Annotated in this window: 25 protein-coding genes and 1 pseudogene; 14 read left to right on the top strand and 12 right to left on the bottom strand. The window is 67.9% G+C overall.

Annotation, left to right across the window (positions count from 1 at the left end):
* Window positions 1-2: 2 nt before the first annotated feature.
* The 3 genes from K3U93_RS12815 (at window position 3) to K3U93_RS12805 (ending at window position 2,347) form a co-directional block, all read left to right on the top strand.
* Entirely contained in the window at window positions 3-419 is a 417-nt protein-coding gene (locus K3U93_RS12815) for a lipoprotein LpqH (RefSeq protein ID WP_071511884.1), read from the top strand.
* Between the two features lie 56 nt (window positions 420-475).
* Window positions 476-1,807 (top strand): cytochrome P450, encoded by a 1,332-nt coding sequence (locus tag K3U93_RS12810; protein ID WP_071511883.1) that lies wholly within the window; start codon window positions 476-478, stop codon window positions 1,805-1,807.
* A 69-nt stretch (window positions 1,808-1,876) separates the two neighbouring features.
* Complete coding sequence (locus tag K3U93_RS12805) at window positions 1,877-2,347, top strand: limonene-1,2-epoxide hydrolase family protein (RefSeq protein WP_083009554.1); 471 nt, start codon at window positions 1,877-1,879, stop codon at window positions 2,345-2,347.
* Here the strand turns inward: K3U93_RS12805 and K3U93_RS25245 are convergent.
* The 5 genes from K3U93_RS25245 to bfrA form a co-directional block, all read right to left on the bottom strand.
* Window positions 2,344-2,466, bottom strand: a complete 123-nt coding sequence (locus K3U93_RS25245; RefSeq protein WP_254893549.1) for a hypothetical protein — start codon at window positions 2,464-2,466, stop codon at window positions 2,344-2,346. The genes K3U93_RS12805 and K3U93_RS25245 overlap by 4 nt on opposite strands.
* Before the next feature lie 254 nt (window positions 2,467-2,720).
* A complete protein-coding gene (locus K3U93_RS12795) occupies window positions 2,721-3,848 on the bottom strand; it encodes an amidohydrolase family protein (RefSeq protein ID WP_083009555.1) in 1,128 nt (375 codons plus the stop codon).
* Window positions 3,849-3,859: 11 nt separating this feature from the next.
* Window positions 3,860-5,209 carry a type I glutamate--ammonia ligase gene (locus K3U93_RS12790; RefSeq protein WP_083009556.1) on the bottom strand — a complete coding sequence of 450 codons (1,350 nt, stop codon included), beginning with the start codon at window positions 5,207-5,209 and terminating at the stop codon, window positions 3,860-3,862.
* A gap of 29 nt (window positions 5,210-5,238) precedes the next feature.
* Window positions 5,239-5,733 (bottom strand): carboxymuconolactone decarboxylase family protein, encoded by a 495-nt coding sequence (locus tag K3U93_RS12785; RefSeq protein ID WP_083009797.1) that lies wholly within the window; start codon window positions 5,731-5,733, stop codon window positions 5,239-5,241.
* Window positions 5,734-5,831: 98 nt separating this feature from the next.
* Window positions 5,832-6,311, bottom strand: a complete 480-nt coding sequence (gene bfrA, locus K3U93_RS12780; RefSeq protein ID WP_071511898.1) for a bacterioferritin BfrA — start codon at window positions 6,309-6,311, stop codon at window positions 5,832-5,834.
* A 262-nt stretch (window positions 6,312-6,573) separates the two neighbouring features.
* Here bfrA and K3U93_RS12775 point away from each other — a divergent pair, with 262 nt between their 5' ends.
* Window positions 6,574-6,759, top strand: coding sequence for a (2Fe-2S)-binding protein (locus K3U93_RS12775; protein WP_083009558.1), 186 nt, complete (start codon window positions 6,574-6,576; stop codon window positions 6,757-6,759).
* Between the two features lie 4 nt (window positions 6,760-6,763).
* Here the strand turns inward: K3U93_RS12775 and K3U93_RS12770 are convergent, their stop codons facing one another.
* The 4 genes from K3U93_RS12770 to K3U93_RS12755 are packed head-to-tail and all read right to left on the bottom strand — an operon-like array spanning window position 6,764 to window position 9,658.
* A complete protein-coding gene (locus K3U93_RS12770) occupies window positions 6,764-7,516 on the bottom strand; it encodes an enoyl-CoA hydratase/isomerase family protein (RefSeq protein ID WP_083009559.1) in 753 nt (250 codons plus the stop codon).
* 24 nt (window positions 7,517-7,540) lie between these two features.
* Window positions 7,541-7,984 (bottom strand): TIGR03618 family F420-dependent PPOX class oxidoreductase, encoded by a 444-nt coding sequence (locus K3U93_RS12765; protein ID WP_083009563.1) that lies wholly within the window; start codon window positions 7,982-7,984, stop codon window positions 7,541-7,543.
* Window positions 7,985-7,993: 9 nt separating this feature from the next.
* Window positions 7,994-8,695 (bottom strand): EthD domain-containing protein, encoded by a 702-nt coding sequence (locus K3U93_RS12760; protein ID WP_083009565.1) that lies wholly within the window; start codon window positions 8,693-8,695, stop codon window positions 7,994-7,996.
* A 27-nt stretch (window positions 8,696-8,722) separates the two neighbouring features.
* On the bottom strand, window positions 8,723-9,658 hold the full coding sequence (locus K3U93_RS12755; protein WP_083009567.1) for a hydrogen peroxide-inducible genes activator: 936 nt from the start codon (window positions 9,656-9,658) through the stop codon (window positions 8,723-8,725).
* 102 nt (window positions 9,659-9,760) lie between these two features.
* Here K3U93_RS12755 and K3U93_RS12750 point away from each other — a divergent pair, with 102 nt between their 5' ends.
* Genes K3U93_RS12750 through K3U93_RS12740 form a run of 3 tightly spaced genes read left to right on the top strand, consistent with a single transcriptional unit; the run spans window position 9,761 to window position 12,224 of the window.
* Complete coding sequence (locus tag K3U93_RS12750; RefSeq protein WP_083009569.1) at window positions 9,761-10,348, top strand: peroxiredoxin; 588 nt, start codon at window positions 9,761-9,763, stop codon at window positions 10,346-10,348.
* Between the two features lie 13 nt (window positions 10,349-10,361).
* Window positions 10,362-10,898 (top strand): alkyl hydroperoxide reductase, encoded by a 537-nt coding sequence (locus K3U93_RS12745; protein ID WP_083009572.1) that lies wholly within the window; start codon window positions 10,362-10,364, stop codon window positions 10,896-10,898.
* 21 nt (window positions 10,899-10,919) lie between these two features.
* Window positions 10,920-12,224 (top strand): alpha-amylase family protein, encoded by a 1,305-nt coding sequence (locus K3U93_RS12740; protein ID WP_083009573.1) that lies wholly within the window; start codon window positions 10,920-10,922, stop codon window positions 12,222-12,224.
* Here the strand turns inward: K3U93_RS12740 and K3U93_RS12735 are convergent.
* Entirely contained in the window at window positions 12,221-12,655 is a 435-nt protein-coding gene (locus K3U93_RS12735; RefSeq protein ID WP_083009574.1) for a DUF1810 domain-containing protein, read from the bottom strand. The two genes, K3U93_RS12740 and K3U93_RS12735, sit on opposite strands and share 4 nt — an antisense overlap.
* Before the next feature lie 18 nt (window positions 12,656-12,673).
* Here K3U93_RS12735 and K3U93_RS12730 point away from each other — a divergent pair, with 18 nt between their 5' ends.
* On the top strand, window positions 12,674-13,912 hold the full coding sequence (locus K3U93_RS12730) for an alpha-hydroxy acid oxidase (protein ID WP_083009575.1): 1,239 nt from the start codon (window positions 12,674-12,676) through the stop codon (window positions 13,910-13,912).
* Here K3U93_RS12730 and K3U93_RS12725 read toward each other — a convergent pair.
* Together K3U93_RS12725 and K3U93_RS12720 are read right to left on the bottom strand one after the other, a co-directional pair.
* Window positions 13,902-14,780, bottom strand: a complete 879-nt coding sequence (locus K3U93_RS12725; protein ID WP_230981207.1) for a nucleotidyl transferase AbiEii/AbiGii toxin family protein — start codon at window positions 14,778-14,780, stop codon at window positions 13,902-13,904. The two genes, K3U93_RS12730 and K3U93_RS12725, sit on opposite strands and share 11 nt — an antisense overlap.
* Window positions 14,781-14,862: 82 nt before the next feature.
* Window positions 14,863-15,459, bottom strand: a complete 597-nt coding sequence (locus K3U93_RS12720; protein WP_083009577.1) for a type IV toxin-antitoxin system AbiEi family antitoxin domain-containing protein — start codon at window positions 15,457-15,459, stop codon at window positions 14,863-14,865.
* A 266-nt stretch (window positions 15,460-15,725) separates the two neighbouring features.
* Between K3U93_RS12720 and lon the strand changes: the two genes are divergently transcribed.
* The 6 genes and pseudogenes from lon (at window position 15,726) to K3U93_RS12695 (ending at window position 21,242) form a co-directional block, all read left to right on the top strand.
* Window positions 15,726-18,047, top strand: coding sequence for an endopeptidase La (gene lon, locus K3U93_RS12715; RefSeq protein WP_083009579.1), 2,322 nt, complete (start codon window positions 15,726-15,728; stop codon window positions 18,045-18,047).
* A gap of 25 nt (window positions 18,048-18,072) precedes the next feature.
* Window positions 18,073-18,183, top strand: a pseudogene (locus tag K3U93_RS25675) (hypothetical protein); the annotation flags it as partial.
* 44 nt (window positions 18,184-18,227) lie between these two features.
* Complete coding sequence (locus K3U93_RS12710; protein WP_083009581.1) at window positions 18,228-18,560, top strand: TfoX/Sxy family protein; 333 nt, start codon at window positions 18,228-18,230, stop codon at window positions 18,558-18,560.
* 43 nt (window positions 18,561-18,603) lie between these two features.
* A complete protein-coding gene (locus K3U93_RS12705) occupies window positions 18,604-19,239 on the top strand; it encodes an endonuclease (RefSeq protein WP_071511009.1) in 636 nt (211 codons plus the stop codon).
* Entirely contained in the window at window positions 19,236-19,961 is a 726-nt protein-coding gene (locus K3U93_RS12700) for a DUF72 domain-containing protein (RefSeq protein ID WP_083009584.1), read from the top strand. Before K3U93_RS12705 ends, K3U93_RS12700 begins: the two co-directional genes overlap by 4 nt.
* 48 nt (window positions 19,962-20,009) lie before the next feature.
* The gene (locus tag K3U93_RS12695; protein WP_083009586.1) at window positions 20,010-21,242 is read left to right on the top strand and encodes an NAD(P)/FAD-dependent oxidoreductase; all 1,233 of its coding nucleotides are present in this window, start codon (window positions 20,010-20,012) and stop codon (window positions 21,240-21,242) included.
* Window positions 21,243-21,247 lie beyond the last annotated feature (5 nt).

Raw genomic sequence — 21,247 nt, 5'->3', positions numbered from 1 at the left:
TGGTGCAGAATCGGTTGGTGGCGGTCGCCTTTGCCCTGATGGCCGTCGGCGTCGCGGGGTGCGCGCCGGCGCAGACAACGCCGCGCGCGGGCGCCCGCCTGACCATCGACGGTGCCACCCACACGGCACGTCCCCCGGCCTGCAGCCAAATCCAGTCGTACCGGACCATCGACGTCCGCGACCACGACGGCCAGGTTGAAGCGGTGGTGCTGCTCAGCGGCTACCGGGCCATCCCCCAGTGGGTGAAGATCCACAACGTCGACGGGTTCACCGGCAGCTTCTGGCAGGGTGGGGTGGGAGACGCGCACGCCGACGTCACCAACAGTGCATACACCATCACCGGCAGCGCCTACGGCATCAACAGCAGCAATCCCAACAAGGTCATCACGACGGACTTCAAGATCACCGCCGAGTGCTGAGCCCTCGAGGATTTCCGGCCTACGCTGGGTGAAGACCACGGATCGATGGAGGACCGGTGAGGGAGAGACTGCACTGGCTGGCGATGCACGGTTTCGTCCGCGGCGTCGCGGCGATCGGTATGCGACGGGGTGAATTGCAGGCCAGGTTGATCGCCGATCCGACGGTCGCCGCCGATCCGGTACCGTTTTACGACCAACTGCGGGCCCGGGGCCCGTTGGTGCATGGTCGCGTCAATTATGTGACGACCGACCACGCGCTGGCCCATGAGCTGCTGCGGTCCGACGACTTTCGGGTGGTGAACATGGGCTCGAATCTGCCGGCACCGGTGCGCTGGCTCGAGCGCCGCACCCGCGACGATCTCCTGCACCCGCTGCGCGAACCATCGTTGCTGGCCGTCGAGCCGCCGGACCACACCCGCTACCGCAAGACGGTATCGGCGGTGTTCACGCCGCGGGCCGTCGCCGCATTGCGCGACCGGGTCGAACAGACCGCGGTCAATCTCCTGGACCAGCTGTCCCGGCAGGCCGATGTCTCCGTTGTCGTAGACATCGTCGGACGGTATTGCTCGCAGCTTCCGGTCGCGATCATCAGCGACATCTTGGGCGTGCCCGAGCAAGACCGAAGGCGCGTCCTCGAATTCGGTGAACTGGCCGCGCCGAGCCTGGACATTGGGTTGCCGTGGCGGCAGTACCGGAGCGTGCAGGACGGCATCGCCGGATTCAACGTCTGGCTCGCCGGCCACCTGCGCGAATTGCGCCGCGCCCCAGGCGACAACCTGATGAGCCAGCTGATCCAGACGGCCGAAAGCGGCTCCGCCGAAACGCATCTGAACGAGACCGAGCTGCAGGCCATCGCCGGCCTGGTGCTGGCCGCCGGGTTCGAGACCACGGTGAACCTGTTGGGCAACGGGATTCGCATGTTGCTGGATGCGCCCGAGCATCTGGACACGCTGCGCCAACGTCCCGAATTGTGGCCCAACGCCGTCGAAGAGATCTTGCGACTGGAGTCACCGGTGCAGCTCACCGCGCGGGTGGCGCTCAAAGACGTCGAGGTGGCGGGCATGCGGATCCGGCGCGGCGAGCTGGTCGTCATCTATCTGGCCGCCGCGAATCGGGATCCGTCGGTGTTCCCCGATGCGCACCGCTTCGACATCGAAAGGCCAAACGCGGGAAGGCATCTCGCGTTCTCCGGGGGCCGGCACTTCTGCCTGGGCGCCGCCCTTGCGCGCGCCGAGGGCGAGGTCGGGCTGCGCGCCTTCTTCGACCGTTTTCCCGAGGCGCGGGTGGCGGGCGCCGGCAGCAGGCGGGACACGCGGGTGCTGCGCGGCTGGTCGACGCTGCCGGTGACCTTGGGGCCGGCGCGGTCGATGGCCCAGGTCGACGCCTAGAGCGGGTTCCGGGTCGCATATTGACCGGCGGGGTTGACACCCCTCTTGCGATCGAGTTTATTGGCCGCTATGACGGACGTTTCCACGATCGCGGTCCGCGATGTCGTACTCGGGCTGTGGCAGGCACTTTCGCGTCGGGATTGGGATGCGGTGAAGACGTTTTTGGCCGAGGACTGCCTCTACGTCGACATGCCGCTCCCGGCGGCGGCGGCACGCGGTCCCGACGACATTGTGAAACGGCTCAAGGTCGGGCTACAGCCGCTGGCCGGTTACGAGAACCATGACGGCCTGCTGCTGACCAACGGCTCCGACGTCATGTACGAGCACTCGGAGACGTGGACCTTCCCGACTGGTGAGCAAGGCGTGCTGAGGTTCGTCACCGTCCACCAGGTGGTCTGGCAGAACGGTGACGCGAAAATCGCTGTCTGGAAAGACTATTGGGACATGAACAGCCTGACCGGCTTCGCGCCGCCCAACTACTTCGAGAGCCTTGCCGGCGCGGATATGTCATGGGTTGTGGATGCGACCGGCTTGGTCTAAAGCGTGTCGACGAGCGGTGGGGGCCGCCAACCGCCGAACACCTTCTCCAGGTGGCCGGCGACGGCCAGCGCCGTGGCGTCCTGCCACGGCCCGGCGACGACCTGAACCCCGATGGGCAACCCATCCGGGAAGTTCCGCAGCGAACGACGGCGGCGGTCACCACCGCGGCGACCTCGCCGGTGCCGTCGTCGAGGTAGGTGGCGACGCGCAGCCCACCGAGGCCGATCCGGTCGGGATCGTCCAGCGGGGCCGGCACCGCGTGCGGATCCAGCGGATCCGGTCCGTTCATGATCGACAGGCCCAGGAAAAGATTCGGCACCGACCGCGCCAGCGGGAAGCTGCGGCGGTTCGTTCCGCTTTAAAGCGCGGTGTCTCATCGCCGACCCGCGGCGTCGAGGCGATACACGCGGGCAGCGTTGGCGTGCGCGACAAGGTCGACCACCCGGATCGCATCAGCCTCACTCCAGTCGCCGCCGTCCACGAAACCACGCAGTACGCGGTGAATACCCTTGCGCCACAACACCGATCCCAGGAAATGCAGCTCCGCGGGACCGTATCCGTCCGACGAGTAGAGGACCTTGCGGAAGGGCGCCATCTCCAGCAGCCGGGCGATGAACGCCGGTGCCCGAGCCCCCAGATGGTTCACGCTCAGCCCGCCGTCGACATAGACGTTGTTGAAGGCCTGCGCGAGATAGCCGGCTTCGCGCTCGTAGGGATAGCAGTGCAGCAGCACGATCGGCGTGTCACCGGACTGGCGCAGGAAGTCGAGCAGGAGAAGCGGATTGGCCTTGTGCAGATCGCAGTCCCGGTCGCCGAAGCCGACGTGGAATTGCAGCGGCTTGCCAAGCCGCAGCGCCCGGTGTAATCCGAAACGCAGCAGGACCCGATCCCGCAACCGGATCCCGCCGGCATCGCGCCACCGGGCGGCGGCCTCGGCGACCTGCGACGCCGGCGGCTCGGTCAGGTCGCCGTCGAACCCGCCCCGGTAGGCCAGGATCGACTTGGTGGCGACCGCCGCGGCCGCGCGCCGGCGCAGGATCTCCTCGAACGCCGACGCGTAGTCGCCCGGCGCTTGCGCGGCCTGCTCGGCCACCTGCTCGAGGCGAACGACCTCGTGGGCGTGGGCGCCGGACAATTCGGCCATGCCGGGCACGCCGGCGATGTGGCCGTCGATTCCGGTGTCCACCAGCCAGTCGGTCACCTTGGCGGCGGGCAGGAACAGCCGGGCCAGTTCCGGCTCGCCGTATTGCCGGCGCCGCTCCCAATAGTCCTGTGGATCAACGTGTTTGGGTAGGCCCAGGAGGGGTGCGCAGTGGGCGCGCACCGCGAAGCCGAGCTGGGAGTCGAAACCCGAATCCGCGAGGGGTTCGGTATTGGCCTCGTTGAGGGCGTTCTCGAACCGTCGCCGGTCCCCCGCCGTCAGCCAGCACCCGTGCACGTGCTGATCGACCAATACCACGTCGTCGATGTGTTGTGCCAGCGCGGAAGGGTCAGGACTCATGGCGAGCTGTGTCACAGGCTCCAGGCCATGCGGAACTTGTCCGCCAGCTGCTCGGGGTCGAGGCCACCGTAGCGCTCATGCTCCAGCCGGCGGGCCGCGACCACCACGTCGACCACGGGATCGCCCAGGATGCTCCGCAGCAGCGTCGAATTATCCAGTGCGGCAATGACATCCGCCTGAGCCTGCGGCAGGCGCACGATACCGGCGCGGTTACGGTCGGGCTCGGAAAGGTTCGCCGGGTCTACCGTGGTTTCTGGCGGGAGTGCCGCCTGGCGCTGGATTCCGTCCAGCGCCAGGCCGAGGATCGCCGCGGATGCGAGGTACGGGTTCGCCGAGGGATCGACGACCTTCACCTCGACATTGGCGCCGAGCGGGCTGCCGGGCCCGCCCTTGACGAACCGCACTGCCGCCTCACGGTTTTCGGTGCCCCAGCAGGCGTAGGCCCCGGCCCAGTTGCCGGGCCGCAGCCGCAAACCGGACACGATCGATCCGCACAGAATGCCCTGGGCTTCGGGGAGCCCGCGAACCACCCCCGCCACGGCGCTCTCGCCCGCCGGTGTCATGCCCGCCGCGCCGGTTCCGTCGGAAAATAGCGGACCCGCCTTGGTCAGCGAAAAGTGCTGGTGCGCACCGGATCCGACGCTGCCCGCGAAGGGCGCCGGCGACAGGCTGACGCGCAGCCCGTGGCGGCGGGCGGCCCGGCCGATGATGAGCTTGGTCAATGCCAGCTGATCGGCCGCGGCCACCGGGGCCAACGGCGACAACGAGAGCTCGAACTGGTTGGCCCCGTACTCGGGATGAAACTGCTCGATCGCGATGCCGGCCGCCGTGGCCGCGACATTGACGTCGCGCACGAAGGCTTCATGCTCGAGCACGCCGGCGAGGCCGTACTGCGCCCAGAGCACGGACGGCAGCCGGCCCCCGTCGGGGCCGACCAGAAGGAATTCGATTTCGTGGCCGATCGCCGCGTCGAGGCCGGCTTCTTTGAGCGCGGCCTCCATCCGGCCCAGCGTTCCGCGGCTGCACGCGGGAACCGGTGTGCTGTCCTGTTCGAAGAATGCGGCCGGCGCCCACGCCAGCCCGTCGCCGATGATGCGCAGGGCCGACAGGTCGATGCGCAGCCGCTGGTCTCCGACCACGCCGACGTCGTCGGTGAATGCGATGCCGGTCTGGTCGATGGCGAAGGCATGCCAGGAGGGGCTGGCGCCCAGGCCGGGATCCGCGAAGGTGTTGGTCCGCCGGATCGGCACCGTCTTGGCCTGGGTGAGGCCGGCGGGGTTCACGACGGTGCCGATGACGGTGTCGACGCCCTCGGCCTCCAGTTGCGCGATCGCCGCGGCGGCAAGCGGTGTCGCTGTCATGCCGGCGCGTGGCTCTCGGCCCGTGGCGGCTATGCGCGGCTGGGCAAGGTGAGCTTGCAGGCCTGGCCGATATCGAGGGTCCGCAGGACCCGTCCCATGCCGATCCACAACGCGCACGAGAGGGCGAGGTCGGCGAGCAATTCGTCGGAGAAATGCTCGGCGCAGCGGCTCCAGAAGTCTTCGTCGTCGCGTAGCGCGGTGTGCTCGGTGGCGAATCGGTCCGCGAACTCGGCTGCCAGCCGCTCCTGCTCGCTGTAGCCGGGCCAGGTGCGCCACTGCAGTGCGTGCTCGTAGAGCTCCTCGTCGACACCTTCGGCGGGCCCGTCGGCGTCGCGGGTGTTGACGCAGACGACGCACACGTTGTGGTGGGCGATCACCGTGCGCGCCAGCTCACGGGTGCGCAACGGCAGCCGGTTCTTGGTGTAGACGGCCTGGCTGAAGCCGGCGAGCGCGCCGCCGAGGTCGGGCGATTTCGAAAACCAGCCCGCCAGGTCGTCGTCGGCGAATGTTCCGATTCGGCTCATGGCGTGTGATGCTACGCCCGCACTGCGGATTTCGGGCGGACACGTCCTGGCGGCGCCGGCCGGCTTGCCGGCCGCGGTCGGCGGCTCATCAGGCCACGTCAGGTCGGTGGACGGGAGACGCACTGCGCCGAGTAGAGCTCCTCTCCCAACTTGTCCATCAGTTCCAGCTGGGTCTGCAGGTAGTCGACGTGCAATTCCTCGTCGGCCACGATCTTCTCGAGCAGTACGGCGCTGGTGGTGTCCTGCTTCTCCCGGCACATGATGATTCCCGGCTTGAGGCGATTCAACACGTCGAATTCGATGGCCAGGTCGGCTTCGAACTGTTCGCGCAGCGTCTGCCCGACGCGCAGTGATCCGAGGCGCTGGTAGTTTGGCAGGCCGTCGAGCAGCAAAATGCGATCGGTGATCTCCTCGGCGTGCCGCATTTCGTCGAAGGACTCCGCGCGCGTGTGTTTCGCCAATTCGGTGAAGCCCCAGTTTTCCTGCATCTTGGAATGCAGAAAATACTGGTTGATGGCGGTCAGCTCACTCGTCAATTGCTCGTTGAGCAGGCGCAAAACATCCGGATCACCTTGCATGATCACTCCTACGGTGTAAACGGCTGTGCCGTCCGGCCGGGGCTGGCAGGCTGGGCTGGAGCACACCAGTGGGCTTGGGCTACCAGCAGCACTTTGCCACGCCAGTTTCGAATCTTCCAGCAAGGTATGGCTGGGCTCAGTGTGTCGCCCGAATGAATTCCGCCGCCTGGTTAGGTTAGACTTCGCTAAGCAACTTAGGTTAGACTCTACTAACTATGTGGCTTGTTCGCTCGGCTCACGCGCGCATGCGGGGAGTGTCCTGATGTACGTGTGTCTGTGCGTGGGGGCAACCACCCAGACCGTGTCCGACGCCGTCGCGCGGGGTGCGTCCACGTCGAAAGAGGTTGCCGCCGCCTGTGGGGCCGGCGGCGATTGCGGGCGTTGCAGGCGCACGCTCCGCGCGATCATCGCCGCGGCACACGAATTCGAGCCCGCTCCCTCGCGATAGCCGGTTAGCGCCGGTTGGTGAAGTCCGCCAGGGCCGCGGCATTGGCCTGGGCCCCCATCAGTTCGGCGAAGTGGGCGTTTTCCCGCGCGCTGGCCGCGGCGATCTCCGGACGGATCGGTTCCACCATCGTGTGCTTGACGGCCATCAGGCTCGAGATCGGCCGCGCCGCAAGGATTTCGGCATGCCGACGGGCTTCGGGCAGCAGCTCGTCCGGATCGCAGACCCGCCAGACCAGGCCCATCCGCAACGCCTCGTCGGCGTCGATCCACTCCGAGGACATCAGCAGCCAGGCGGCGTTCTGCCGGCCCACCAGCTGCGGCAGCAGGTATGACGATGCCGCCTCGGGTGCCACGCCCAGGCTGGTGAACGGACACTTCAGGCGCGCCGTCGACGACATGAATGCCAGGTCGGCGTAGCCGAGGATGGTGGCGCCGATCCCGACGCCGACGCCGTTGACCGCGCAGATCAACGGCTTGGGAAACGCGCTGAGCGCATCGATCAGTCCGATGAAGCCGTGCTTTCCCGGCGTGAAATTGGGGTCCGTGATGCGTGCCTGCATCTCGGCGAGGTCCGTGCCCGCGCTGAACCCGCGGCCGGTGCCGGTCAGCAGGACGACGGCGACCTCCGGATCGTCGGCGGCGGCCCACAGCGCCTCGGCGGTGGCGTCGTAGAGGGCTTCGTTGAAGGCGTTGAGCGCCTCGGGCCGGTTCAGCGTGAGGGTGCGCACCCGTTTTTGGTCGTCGATCAGCAGCGTCACGGCTTGCAGCCTAGCTCCCCGGGTTTAGCCGCTGCCGTAGACGCGGGTCGGCACGATCAGCACCACCGCGCGCCGCTCCTCGGCCATCACCCGGTCATACTCGCCCCAGTTGTCGTGGGTGCCGCCCGCGGCCGTGAAGACCTCCCGAAGCAGGAGCCGCAACCGATCGGCGTCCGTCAGCCAGGGCTGCGCGTCGTCGGGACCGACCAGCTCCGTGCGGCCCTCGACGGTGGCCCACCGCCATCCCTTGTGAAACGTCACGGTTATCTGCGGCCGCGCCCGAAGGTTGGCGAGCTTGACCTTGCCGTAGGTGGTAAACCCCAGCGCCGGTTCACCGGTTGCCGGGTGCGCCAACAGGCCAACGTTGACCAGGGAGGCTTGCACCGTTGCGTCGGCGCGGACGGTGGACACCACCGCCAGACCACGTTCCGCCGCCGCCAGTGCCACCGCTTCGCGCAATGTCGTCATGTGAGTTCCTCAATCGTTGAACGGCGTCTTGAAGACGTAGCGGCTGGTTGGCACGGTGTCGATGTTCTCGTTGGCACCGAATGCGGTTGTGCTGGCGACCATTTGGCTTATCCGGTGCTGCAGGTCGTTGTCGTCGGCGGCACCGAAGAACGCCTTCAGATCGGTGATCGCCTCCGCGGGGAACAACTCCTCCACGATGCCCGCGATTCCCGGTGCGTCGGGGGTGAGGGTGCGCACCACCCAGTTCTGGGTGTAGCCGAACGTCGATTGCGTCTCGATGGCCACCGATGTGTGATCACGCTGCCAACGGGTCAGCCAGGCCTCCTGGTCCAAGGCGGGCGGCCTGCGAAGCAACGCGATGTTGGCCAAACCCGGTGTGCGAGCGCCGGACTCGACCGCGGGCGCGCTCAACGGAACCGATTCCGTCACCAGGTAGGCGGCGAGCTGCTCACACTCGGCCGCGAGCAGCTTCAGCGCCGACGCGGTTTGGTCGCCGTAGCACTGTTGGGTCCACAGGCTGATCACCGCGGCGACCGGCGGGTCCAGCGTGGTCAGCGTCATCAGTGAGTGGCGCACCGCACCGTCGCGGACATTGACAGACAGCCCGGGCACGCCCAGGTTCAACAGCGCGTCGGCGACCGGTCCCCGCTGCCGGGTGCACCAGTCGTCGTCCGGCTCGGCGCGCATCAGCACGGCGATTACCTTTTCCATAGGCTGAAACTTACAGTCGGCGGACGGCTATCTGACTGGGCGCACCTGGTGCTCGGCGCTGATCAATTCGCCGATCGTCGCGGCCAGGTGCCGGTAGGACTCGTCGCGACCGCTCGACGAGCGAAACACCAGGCCGATCCGCCGTCCCGGGCGGGGTGCGGCGAACCGCGCGAGCCCGAGCCGGCTCCTGGCGGCCTCGACCGGCACCGCGCTCTGCGGGATCAGCGTCACGCCCAATCCGCCGGTCACGCATTGCACGGCGGTCGCCAGCGACGCCGCTCTGGTGTTGGCCAGCTCCGCCCGCACACCCGCCTTGTGGCAGACGTCCAGCGCCTGATCGCGCAGGCAGTGGCCCTCATCCAACAACAGCAGCGGCAGCTCGGCCAGCGCCGTCGCCGGCACCCGGCGTTTGTTCGACAGCGGATGCCCGGGCGGCAGCGCGAGCACGAAATCCTCGTCGTAGATCGGGATCTCGGTCACCCCGGCGGTGCCGGCGGGCAAGGCGATCAGCGCCGTGTCCAATGCGCCCTCGCGCAGGGCGGCCAGCAGCCGTTCGGTCTGATTCTCGATCACCCGCAACGCCAGCGCGGGCATCCGCTGGGCGAGCCCGGCCAGCACCGTCGGCAGCACGTAGGGCGCCACCGTGGGAATCAGTCCCAGGCGCAGGGTGCCCTGCAGCGGATCCGACGCGCCTGCCGCGGCGGCGGTGAACGCGTCCACCGCGTCGACCGCGGCCAGGGCGCGCGGCAAAAGCTGTTCGCCCTCCGCTGTCAAGAAGACACGCCGCGTCGACCTCTCGACCAGCTGGGTGCCCAGGCCCGCCTCCAGGGCCGCCAGCGCCTGCGACAAGGTCGACTGGCTCACGCCGAGAGTCGTTGCGGCGCCGCTGAAATGCTGCTTCTCCGCGACCGCCGTGAATGCGCGCAGGCCGGCGATGGTCGGCTGATAGCTCTTATCGGTCATACCTATAAGCATAGTGCTATATATCACGTTTACTTTAGACAGCGCTCGCGGCACGATGGGAGGCAGAAAAGCTAATCTTGATCAGATCCAATAAGGAGCGATATGTCCTTGCTGACCATTGGCGACCAGTTCCCGGCGTACCGGCTCGTCGCCCTCATTGGTGGCGATCTATCGAAGGTCGACGCCAAGGAGCCCGGCGACTACTTCACGACCGTGTCCAGCGACGACCACGAGGGCAAGTGGCGCGTGGTGTTCTTCTGGCCGAAGGACTTCACCTTCGTGTGCCCCACCGAGATCGCGGCGTTCGGCAAGCTCAACGACGAGTTCGAGGACCGCGACGCGCAGATCCTCGGAGTCTCGATCGACAGCGAATTCGTCCACTTCCAGTGGCGCGCACAGCACGAGGACCTCAAGCAGTTGCCGTTCCCGATGCTCTCGGACATCAAGCGGGAGCTGTCGCTGGCCACCGGCGTGCTCAACGGCGACGGCGTCGCCGACCGGGTGACCTTCATCGTCGACCCCAACAACGAAATCCAATTCGTTTCCGCGACCGCGGGTTCCGTGGGCCGAAACGTCGACGAGGTACTGCGCGTGCTGGACGCGCTGCAATCCGATGAGCTGTGCGCCTGCAACTGGCGCAAGGGCGACCCGACGATCGACGCCGGCGAGCTGCTCAAGGCCTCGGCCTGATCCGGGGGTCGTGATGAGCATCGAGAATCTCAAGGACGCGCTGCCCGAATACGCCAAGGACCTCAAGCTCAACCTGGGCTCGATCGCGCGCAGCACCGTGCTGAACTCCGAGCAGCTGTGGGGCACGCTGCTGGCCAGCGCCGCCGCGACGCGAAACCCGCAGGTGCTGGCCGAGATTGGTGCCGAAGCGGCCGACCATCTGTCGGGTGAGGCCTACCAGGCGGCGCTGGGAGCCGCGTCCATCATGGGCATGAACAACGTGTTCTACCGGGGCCGCGGCTTCCTCGAGGGCCGGTACGACGACCTGCGGCCGGGATTGCGGATGAACATCATCGGCAATCCCGGTGTGGACAAGGCGAATTTCGAGCTCTGGTGCTTCGCGGTGTCGTCGATCAACGGGTGCTCACACTGCATGGTGGCCCACGAGCACACGCTGCGTGAGGCCGGCGTGGGACGCGAGGGCATCCTCGAGGCGCTGAAGGCGGCGGCCATCGTTTCCGGTGTGGCACAAGCGATCGTCGCCTCCCAGACGCCGGCCGCGGTCGGCTGATTGCGGTGTCGTGACTCGTTCATGACCCCGGCCTGGGTGTCGCACGCGATCTGGTGGCAGGTCTATCCGCTGGGCTTCGTCGGGGCGTTTCCGGCGGCCCGGCCGCCGGATCCGGGCGAACACCGGTTGCGGCGGCTCGTCGACTGGTTCGACCACGCCATCGCCCTGGGGGCTTCGGGAGTCGCGCTGGGCCCCGTCTTCGCCTCGCGCACACACGGTTACGACACCACCGACCATTACCGCATCGATCCCCGGCTCGGCGACGACGCCGACTTCGACCACGTGGTGGCCGAGGCCCATCGCCGCGGGCTGCGGGTGCTGCTCGACGGCGTGTTCAATCACGTCGGCGTGGATTTCCCGCGCTACCGCGACGCGCCGCACGACGAGGCGTCGGCGCGCTGGTTCCGCGGGCGCCCGGGCAGCTTCGACACCTTCGAGGGCCACCCCGAGCTCATTACCCTCAACCACGACAACCCCGAGGTCGCCGACTACACCGTCGACGTCATGACGCACTGGTTAGGGCGCGGCGCGGACGGCTGGCGCCTGGACGCGGCCTACGCCGTGCCGCAACGGTTTTGGGCGTCGACATTGCCGAGGGTGCGCGAGCGGTTTCCGGACGCCTGGTTCGTCGGCGAGCTGATCCACGGCGACTACGCCGCGGTGGTGGAGGCGGCGACGTTCGACTCGGCCACCCAATACGAGCTGTGGAAGGCGATCTGGAGCGGCCTCAACGACCGCAACTTCTTCGAGCTGGACTGGGCGCTGCGGCGGCACAACGGGTTTCTGGCCAGCTTCGCGCCGCTGACGTTCATCGGCAACCACGACGTCACCCGCGTCGCCAGCCGGCTCGAACGCCCCGAGCATCTGCCGCACGCGCTGGTGATCCTGCTGACGGTCGGCGGCGTGCCCAGCGTGTACGCCGGCGACGAGCTCGGGTTCCGCGGCGTCAAGGAGGAGCGGCGCGGCGGGGACGGCGCGGTGCGCCCCGAGTTCGGCCCTCCCCCAGCACCATTGGACGACTTCGGCGCCAAGGTGTGGAGGTTGCACCAGTACCTCGTCGGGTTCCGCCGCCGTCACCCCTGGCTGCACGCGGCGTCGACCACCGCGGTGCGGTTGGAAAACCGGCACTATGTCTACGAGACCCGCGCCGGCGACGATGCGCTGCTGGTCGCGCTCAACATCGACGACGAGCCGCTGCGCCTGGTGCTGTCGGAGCTGGGCGCCGCGCGGGCACGGAGGGTCGCCGGGTCGGCGGCCCCGCCGCAGGACATCGTGGACACGGCGGTCGTCGAGCCGCACGGCTGGCTGATCCTGAGCCCCGCTTAGCCCGTCAGGCGGGCCACGGTCAGCGGGTCTTCCCGGCCGTCGTAGTAGCGGTCGAGCAGGGCTGTGAAGTCCTCGTTGTCGTCGGCGGCGCGGGCGAACAGCGTCATCGACGAGCGCAGCTTGAGGTCGTCGGGCGAGCCGAAGATCTCGGCGGCCGAACGGCCTTGCACCCCGTTGACCAGCCGAGCGCACTCGCGCAATCGCGGCCCGAGCAGATCGTGGCGCAGGTATGCGCGGGCCTCGTCGAGGCCGGAAATCCCATAGCGGTCCGCCATTGGGCTGCTACCCAGGCCGCTTAGCTGCGGGAAGACGAACCACATCCAGTGACCGCGTTTGCGCCCGCCGCGCAGCTCCTCGACGACGCCGCGGTAGACCGGGGCCTGCGCCCGGACGAAACGGTTCAGGTCGAAGGGGTCGCTCGCCGACGGCATGTGACTACCGTTGCACATATGGCGGTCAACCGACGAGTGCCCAAGGCGCGCGACCTGGCGCCGCTGATCCGGTTCAAACGACCCCAGTTCGACCGCACCCGGCGCCGCCTCGACGCCGCGCTGACCATCGAGGACCTGCGGCGCATCGCCAGGCGGCGCACCCCCAAGGCGGCGTTCGACTACACCGACGGCGCCGCCGAGGACGAGCTTTCCCTCGAACGCGCGCGACAAGCCTTCCGCGACATCGAGTTTCACCCGACGATCCTGCGCGACGTCACCAACGTCACCGCCGGATGGAATGTCCTGGGACAGCCGGTGGCGTTGCCATTCGGCATCGCGCCCACCGGATTCACCCGGTTGATGCACACCGAGGGCGAGATCGCCGGCGCACGGGCGGCGGCCCGGTCCGGGATCCCGTTCTCGCTATCCACCCTCGCCACCACCGCGATCGAAGACCTGGTGGCCGCCGTTCCCCAGGGCCGCAAGTGGTTTCAGCTCTACATGTGGCGCGACCGCGACCGCTCGATGGCGCTGGTCAAGCGCGCGGCCGACGCGGGATTCGACACCCTGCTGGCCACCGTCGACGTTCCGGTCGCGGGCGCGCGGTTGCGCGACGCCCGCAACGGCATGACGATCCCGCCGACGCTGACGCTGCGCACCGTGCTCGACGCGGTGCCGCACCCGAGGTGGTGGTTCGACCTGTTGACCACCGAACCGCTGGCGTTCGCGTCGCTGGACCGCTGGCCGGGCACCGTCGGCGAGTACCTGAGCACCATGTTCGACCCCAGCCTCACGTTCGACGACCTGGAATGGATCAAGGCCCAATGGCCCGGCAAGCTCGTCGTCAAGGGCATCCAGACGCTCGACGATGCCCGCGCCGTCGTCGAGCGCGGCGTCGACGGCATCGTGCTGTCCAATCACGGTGGGCGCCAACTGGACCGGGCCCCGGTGCCGTTTTATCTGTTGCCCGCGGTGGCCCGTGAGCTCGGCAAGGACACCGAGATCCTGCTGGACACCGGCATCATGTCGGGCGCCGACATCGTCGCGGCGATCGCGCTGGGCGCCCGCTGCACGCTGGTCGGGCGGGCCTACCTGTACGGGCTGATGGCCGGCGGCGAGGCGGGCGTGGCCCGCGCGATCGACATCCTGGGAAGCGGGGTGATCCGGACGATGCGGCTGCTGGGGGTGACCTGCCTCGAGGAGCTGTCGCCCAAGCATGTGACGCAACTGCGGCGGCTGGTCCCCGTCAAGAGTTGACTCGGCGAGCAGACGCAAAATCGCCCATTTCCGCACGAAAATGGGCGATTTTGCGTCTCGCCGTCGCTGCGGGAAGCAGTGCCTCGCCGGGCGGGCCATGATGATGATCAGGTCTGCTCGCTCGGGAACATCTCGCTCCACAGCCGGGCCACGGTGGCGACTGCAGCGGAGTATGTCTGGGTACGCAAATCGTTATCCGTCGCGAGTTGTTCGTAGCGGAGGGGCCAGGACTCGGTAGCGGTGGGAGCGCGTTCGGAGGTGCACTACCGTCGCGCTCCGCCCATACCCGTTTCACAGTGTCCGCGACGGTTGCGACCGTGAGAAGATCGTGGTCGGCCAGAATCACAAGGTCGATGAGATCACGGACGCGCGAGTTCTCGCGGTTGCCGAAGTCACGCAGCATCGCATGGAATTTCTCCGCGGCATGGCGATTGACATCGATGATCTCAAACTCTCGAATTGGGATTCCGGCAAAGTCGAGCGAGTTCGGCAGGGTGACCTTCTCTGTCATGTCGAGTTCGTATGCCCGAGGCGATATGTCGAGCCGGATGCGCCCAAAGGGCTTGTCGGCCATATAGGTTGAGACTGATACACGCCAGGTGACGTGGCCACCGCCGTCCTCGCGCAGCTGCACCGGCGGTCCGACTGTGAGGACGAGGTAGTCGCCGTCAGGGTCTACAGAAAGGGCACCGACCAGACACTCATGCAGGTCGGCGGGATCCGGCACCTCGTCGCGAAGCCCGAGATCAAGGTCCTTGGTTAGCCGCGCGCCGCCGCCGAGCCGGACCTCGAGAGCCATTCCACCCTTGAGCACCCAACGCCCCGACTCGCGTGCCTGTAGCCGAGCGACGATGCGCTCGAAAATCACCCGCCGGCGATCCCCGTCTCTGTCGATATGGCTAGAAGGCGATGTTCGAGCGCGCTGCGTAGGGCCTGGGCCGTCCCATAGATCACAACGCCTCCGCGCGCTGGATGGCCCGCTCGATGTAGAGCGCGGCACGGGGATCGACGGCCTCCGCGCGTGCGCGGAGGCTACGGATGGTGAGAAGGCCGCTGTCGTGCGCATCTTGGATCGCCCGTGCCAGTTGGTCCTCGTCGGGAGACGCGGCGGCGACATCGATGATCGAGCGGGTCGGGGTGGTCATGCGGTAACCGGTGCGCGCGACCACATCCGCGTCTGGCAGCACTTCGTAGTGGAGCGTTACCGCGTCGTCACGCATTGTAAAGCCCGGCGGGACGGTCAGATGCACGCGAGCCGATTCGAATTCGCCTATGCCGTAGACCGATAGGGCCGATTCGCGTGACACAATACCTTTGCCTCGCGACCACAAGGTCCATCGGGCCAAGTCGTCGTGAAGGTTGGCGATCCAGTCCGCGAGCCGGAAGAGTCCACGGTCGATGCGCAGCCAGTTACCGGCGGCGACATGGTACGCATGGGCCTGGTACGAGTAGCCGACTTCTTTCGCCTGCGCCGCGGTGAAGTACCCGGCCTGTTCGGCGGCCAGGTGGAAAAGCCGTCGCCTAAGGTCACGACGATCGGTAGGCATACGACGATCCTATATAAAAACTTGAGTTCTGCATGATGCGTTAAGTCAAAACTCAAGTTTCATGCTCTGGGTCCCGTTTCGCCGCGAGCGTTTCGCCGCGAGCGTAACGCCAGCGTGACGCTCGACGCCGAGCGTCACGGCAGCGTGACGGTCGCGCGGGCAGGGAACAAACGGGGCCGGGAGCACGCGGGCCGGGGACAAACGGGCCGGGAACAAACCGGCGCCCGGCTGGGTTAAGCGCATCAGACTCAACTTTTGGAGGATTGATGGCTGAAGCCATGTCAGTGCCGGTGCTGTTTGTCACCGACACGATCGTGCTGCCCGGGATGGTGGTGCCGATCGCGCTGGACGACGCCGCGCGGGCGGCGATCGACGCCGCGAAGGCCAGCGAATCGGGGCAGCTGCTGATCGCTCCCCGGCTGGACGACCGGTACCCGTCGCACGGGGTGATCGCGAAGATTCTGCAGGTCGGGCGCATCGCCGGGGGCGGCACCGCGGCCGTCGTGCGCGGTGAGCGCAGGGCGCAGATCGGGGCGGGAGCCTCCGGGCCCGGTGCGGCGCTGTGGGTCGAGGTGTCCGACGTGCCCGAGCCGGAGGTCACCGACGAGGTCAAGGCGCTGGCGGCCGAGTACAAGAAGCTGCTGCTGGCGATGCTGCAACGGCGCGAGGCCTGGGAGATCGTCGACTACGTCAACGGCCTGACCGATCCGTCGGCGCTGGCCGACACCTCCGGCTACGCGTCCTACCTGACCAGCGCGCAGAAGCGGCAGCTGCTGGAGACCGTGGACGTGGCCGAGCGGCTGCGGGTGCTGATCGACTGGACCAGCTCGCATTTGGCCGAGGTCGAGGTCAACGACAAGATCGCCGAGGACGTGCGGGCGGGCATGGAGAAGACGCAGAAGGAGTTCCTGCTGCGCCAGCAGCTGGCCGCCATCCGCAAGGAGCTGGGCGAAACCGACGACGGCAGTGGGTCTTCCGATGACTACCGGTCCCGGGTCGAGGCCGCCGACCTGCCAGAGAAGGTGCGCGAGGCCGCGCTGCGCGAGGTCGGCAAGCTGGAACGCGCCAGCGACCAAAGCCCGGAAAGCGGCTGGATCCGCACCTGGCTGGACACCGTCCTGGACCTGCCGTGGAACGTCAAGACCGAGGATTCGACGGACCTGACGGCGGCACGCGAAATCCTGGACGCCGACCACCACGGGCTGGACGACGTCAAGGACCGCATCGTCGAGTATCTGGCCGTGCGCACCCGGCGCGCGCAGCGCGGGCTGCAGGTCGTCGGCGGCCGCGGCTCCGGCGCGGTGATGGCGCTGGCCGGCCCGCCCGGCGTCGGCAAGACGTCGCTGGGTGAGAGCGTGGCGCGGGCGCTGGGCCGCAAGTTCGTGCGCGTCGCGCTGGGCGGCGTGCGCGACGAGGCCGAGATCCGCGGGCACCGGCGCACCTACGTGGGTGCGCTGCCGGGCCGGATCGTCCGGGCGATCGGCGAGGCCGGGTCGATGAATCCCGTTGTGCTGCTGGACGAGATCGACAAGGTCGGCTCCGACTATCGCGGCGACCCGAGCGCGGCGCTGCTCGAGGTGCTCGACCCGGCGCAGAACCACACCTTCCGCGACCACTACCTGGATCTGGACCTGGACCTGTCCGACGTGGTATTCCTGGCCACCGCCAACGTGATCGAGAACATCCCGTCGGCGCTGCTGGACCGCATGGAGCTGGTGGCTATCGACGACTACACCGAGGACGACAAGGTCGCCATCGCCCGCGGCTACCTGCTGCCCCGGCAGCGGGAGCGGGCGGCGCTGACCGACGACGAGGTGACCGTGACCGACGCCGCGCTGCGCAAGATCGCCGCCGACTACACCCGCGAGCCGGGCGTGCGGCAGTTCGAGCGGCTGCTGGCCAAGGCGCTGCGCAAGGTGACGACCAAGATCGCCGATGAAGCGGTGACCATCGATGAGCCCGACCTGGTGGATTACCTTGGCCGGCCGCGGTTTACGCCCGAGTCGGCCGAACGCACCGCCGTGCCCGGCGTGGCGACCGGGCTGGCCGTGACGGGCCTGGGCGGCGACGTGCTCTACATCGAGGCCGGGGCGACCGACGGCGAGCCCGGTCTGCAGCTGACCGGTCAGCTGGGTGACGTGATGAAGGAATCCGCGCAGATCGCGCTGTCCTACGTGCGCTCGCATGCCTCGGAGTTGGGCGTCGATCCCAAGGCGCTGGACCGGCGCATCCACGTGCACGTGCCCGCCGGCGCGGTGCCCAAGGACGGGCCGTCGGCCGGTGTCACGATGGTGACCGCGCTGGTGTCGATGGCCACCGGGCGCCAGGTCCGCTCGGACGTCGGGATGACCGGCGAGGTCACCCTGAACGGGCGGGTGTTGCCGATCGGCGGCGTCAAGCAGAAGCTGCTGGCCGCCCAACGCGCCGGCCTGTCAACGGTTTTCGTGCCGTCGCGCAACGAGCCGGATCTGGACGACGTGCCCGCCGAGGTGCTCGACGCGCTGACCGTCAAGCCGATGACCGACGTCGCCGAGATCGTCGCGCAGGCGCTGGAACCGCTGGCCGAGGCGGCGACGGCCGCGGCCTGATCGAAGCCAGGGCCACGCCCGTGACATGGCGTGGCCCTGGGCGTTCAATAAAGCCGTGAGTCTTAAACGGCAAGTCGTGCGCCGAGTGCAACGGCTGGTGGTCAATCCGGTGACCACGCTCGAAACGACCGGCCGCGGCGGCGACCTGCTGACCATTCGGGTGGATCTGGACTAAAGCCCATGGCGTACGACGAAGACCTGGCCAACCGGATCCGTGAGCTGCTCGCGTCCGAGCGCGGCGTCGACGAACGGCGCATGTTCGGCGGTCTCGCTTTCCTGATCAACGGGAACATGTCGGTGGCCATCAGCGGCCAGGGCGGCCTGCTGGTGCGGGTGCCGCCGGACGACACCGACAAGCTACTGGAGCGCGCCCACGTCCGCCCCATGGTGATGGCCGGCCGGGAAACCCGCGGCTGGTTGCGCGTCGACGCCACCGGTGTGCAGACCAGGCGCCAGCTGCGGAGTTGGGTGATCCGGGGGGCGGGCTACGCGCGCGGCCTGCCTCCCAAATAGCCGGACCGGTTAGCTAGAACGCGGCGCGGGTAGGCGGTGTGGTATGGACAAGCGCGAGCAACTGGTTCGACGACTGCTCAAGGTCGCCGGCACGACCTACGCGGCCGAGGCCGGCATCAAAATCAACGACAGGCCGATGCCGCTGTTTCAGCTGTTGGTGCTCTGCATGCTCGCCAGCAAGCCGATCGACGCCACCACGGCGATGCGCGCCGCGAGGGAACTCTTCAAGGCGGGCCTGCGGACACCGAAAGCCGTGTTGGGATCCGACAGGCAGACCATGATCACCGCGTTCGGTCGCGCTCACTACGTGCGTTACGACGAAAGCTCGGCCACCCGCCTGACCGAGATGGCCGAGCGGGTTTGTGACGACTACTCCGGCGATCTGCGCCAAATCGCCGATCGCAGCCGGGGCGACGTCGCTGCGGCGAAACGAATGCTCAAGAGATTCAAGGGAATTGGCGACACAGGCGCCAACATCTACTTGCGTGAGGTGCAAGACGTCTGGACCTGGGTGCGGCCGTACTTCGACGACCGCGCCACCGCGGCGGCAAAGCAATTGGGGTTGCCCACGCAGCCGGAAAAGCTGGGCGCCCTTGCGCCGCACGCCAATGCGAAACTGGCAGCCGCGCTGGTCAGGGCGTCCCTGGATGACGACGTGCGCCGGCAGGTGACCGGCTGACCACGCGGATCGGCACATCCGGATGGTCGTATGACCGTTGGGCGGGTGTGCTGTACCCGCCCGGCCTGTCCCCCGCGCGCCGATTGGCCCGCTACGCCGAGGTTTTCGACACCGTCGAGCTGAACGCGAGTTTTTATCGGTGGCCGAAGGATTCGACGTTCGCCGGATGGCGCGACCAGCTACCGAGCGGTTTCACGATGTCGGTCAAGGCGCACCGGGGATTGACCCACTACCGGCGGCTGTCCTCGCCCGAGCCCTGGATCGAGCGGTTCGAACGCTGTTGGCAGCTGCTGGGCGACCGCCACGGGGTGCTGCTGGTCCAGCTGCACCCCGAACAACGACGCGATGACGCCCGCCTGGATGCCTTCCTCGGCCGCGTGCCCGAGTCGATCCGCGTGGCCGTCGAGCTGCGGCATCCCTCCTGGAACGACGAGGCCGTCTACCGGCTGCTGGAACGCCGCCGCGCCGCGTACGTGGTGATGAGCGGCCCCGGGCTGGCCTGTGTCCCGCGGGCCACCACCGACCTGGTGTATGTCCGGATGCACGGCCCGGACCGGGACGCGATCTATGCCGGCTGCTACTCGGACGACGAGTTGCGGAGCTGGGCCGGCCGGATCGTCGAATGGGACGCCGACGGCAGGGACGTGTGGGCGTATTTCAACAACGATCTGGGCGGCCACGCCGTCCGCAACGCGCTGAGGCTGCGGGAACTGGTGAGCTGAGACGGCCCGAGTAGGCTGGAATTTCCGAGGGAAAACGGAGCGATAATCATGGCCAGCTCGACCACATTCGTCATCGTCGGCGGCGGACTCGCCGGTGCCAAAGCGGTAGAAGCCTTACGCGACAACGACTTCGACGGCCAGATCATTCTGTTCGCCGACGAGAAACACCTGCCCTACGAGCGACCCCCGCTGTCCAAGGAGTACCTGGCCGGCAAGAAGTCGCTGGCCGACTTCACCGTGCAGGATTCCGGCTGGTACCGCGACCACGACGTCGACCTGAGGCTGGGATCGCGGGTGTCGTCCCTGGATCCCAACGCGCACACCGTCGGGCTTCCGGACGACACGACGGTGGCCTACGACAGGCTGCTGCTGGCGACGGGGTCCGCGTCGCGGCGCCCACCCCTACCCGGCTCCGACGCCGACGGGGTCCACTACCTGCGGACCTACGACGACGCCGTGGCACTCAATTCCGTTCTGACCGAAGGGTCTTCGCTCGCTGTGGTGGGTGCCGGCTGGATCGGTCTGGAGGTGGCCGCCGGTGCCCGTCAGCGGGGCGTCAACGTCACCGTCGTCGAGACGGCCAAGCAACCACTGCTGGCGGCGCTCGGAGAAACGGTCGGCGAGGTATTCGCCGACCTCCATCGCGAACACGGGGTGGACCTACGGCTAGGGGCGCAGGTGGAGGAGATCGCGACGACGGACGGCCGCGCCACCGGACTGAAAATGCGCGACGGATCGACGGTTGCCGCTGACGCGGTGCTGGTGGCCGTCGGCGCCCGGCCGAACATCGAACTCGCCGAACGGGCCGGGCTGGCCACGGGCGACGGCGGGGTGCTGGTTGATGCGTCGCTGCGGACCAGCGATCCCGACATCTACGCGGTCGGCGATATCGCCGCCGCCGAACACCCCCTGTTCGGAACCCGAATCCGCACCGAGCACTGGGCCAATGCGCTCAAGCAGCCCGCGGTGGCGGCGGCCGGAATGCTCGGCGCGCCGGGCGAATACGCCGAGCTGCCCTACTTCTTCACCGATCAGTACGACCTCGGAATGGAGTACGTCGGCCACGCGCCCGCCTTCGAGCGAGTGGTGTTCCGCGGCGACGTCTCCAGCCGCGAATTCGTCGCGTTTTGGCTCGACGGCCACGACCGGGTGCTGGCCGGGATGAACGTCAACGTCTGGGATGTGCTCGATGACGTCAAAGCCCTGATTCGATCGAAGGCTCCCGTTGATGTCGACACGCTGACCGATCCGCGGGCGCCGCTGGCCGACGTGCCGGGCTGACGTCG

Origin of the sequence: Mycobacterium malmoense, assembly GCF_019645855.1 — a bacterium.
Classification (GTDB): Bacteria; Actinomycetota; Actinomycetes; order Mycobacteriales; family Mycobacteriaceae; genus Mycobacterium; species Mycobacterium malmoense.
Note: the sequence above shows the minus strand (reverse complement) of the source record. Positions and strands in the feature narration are given on the sequence as shown.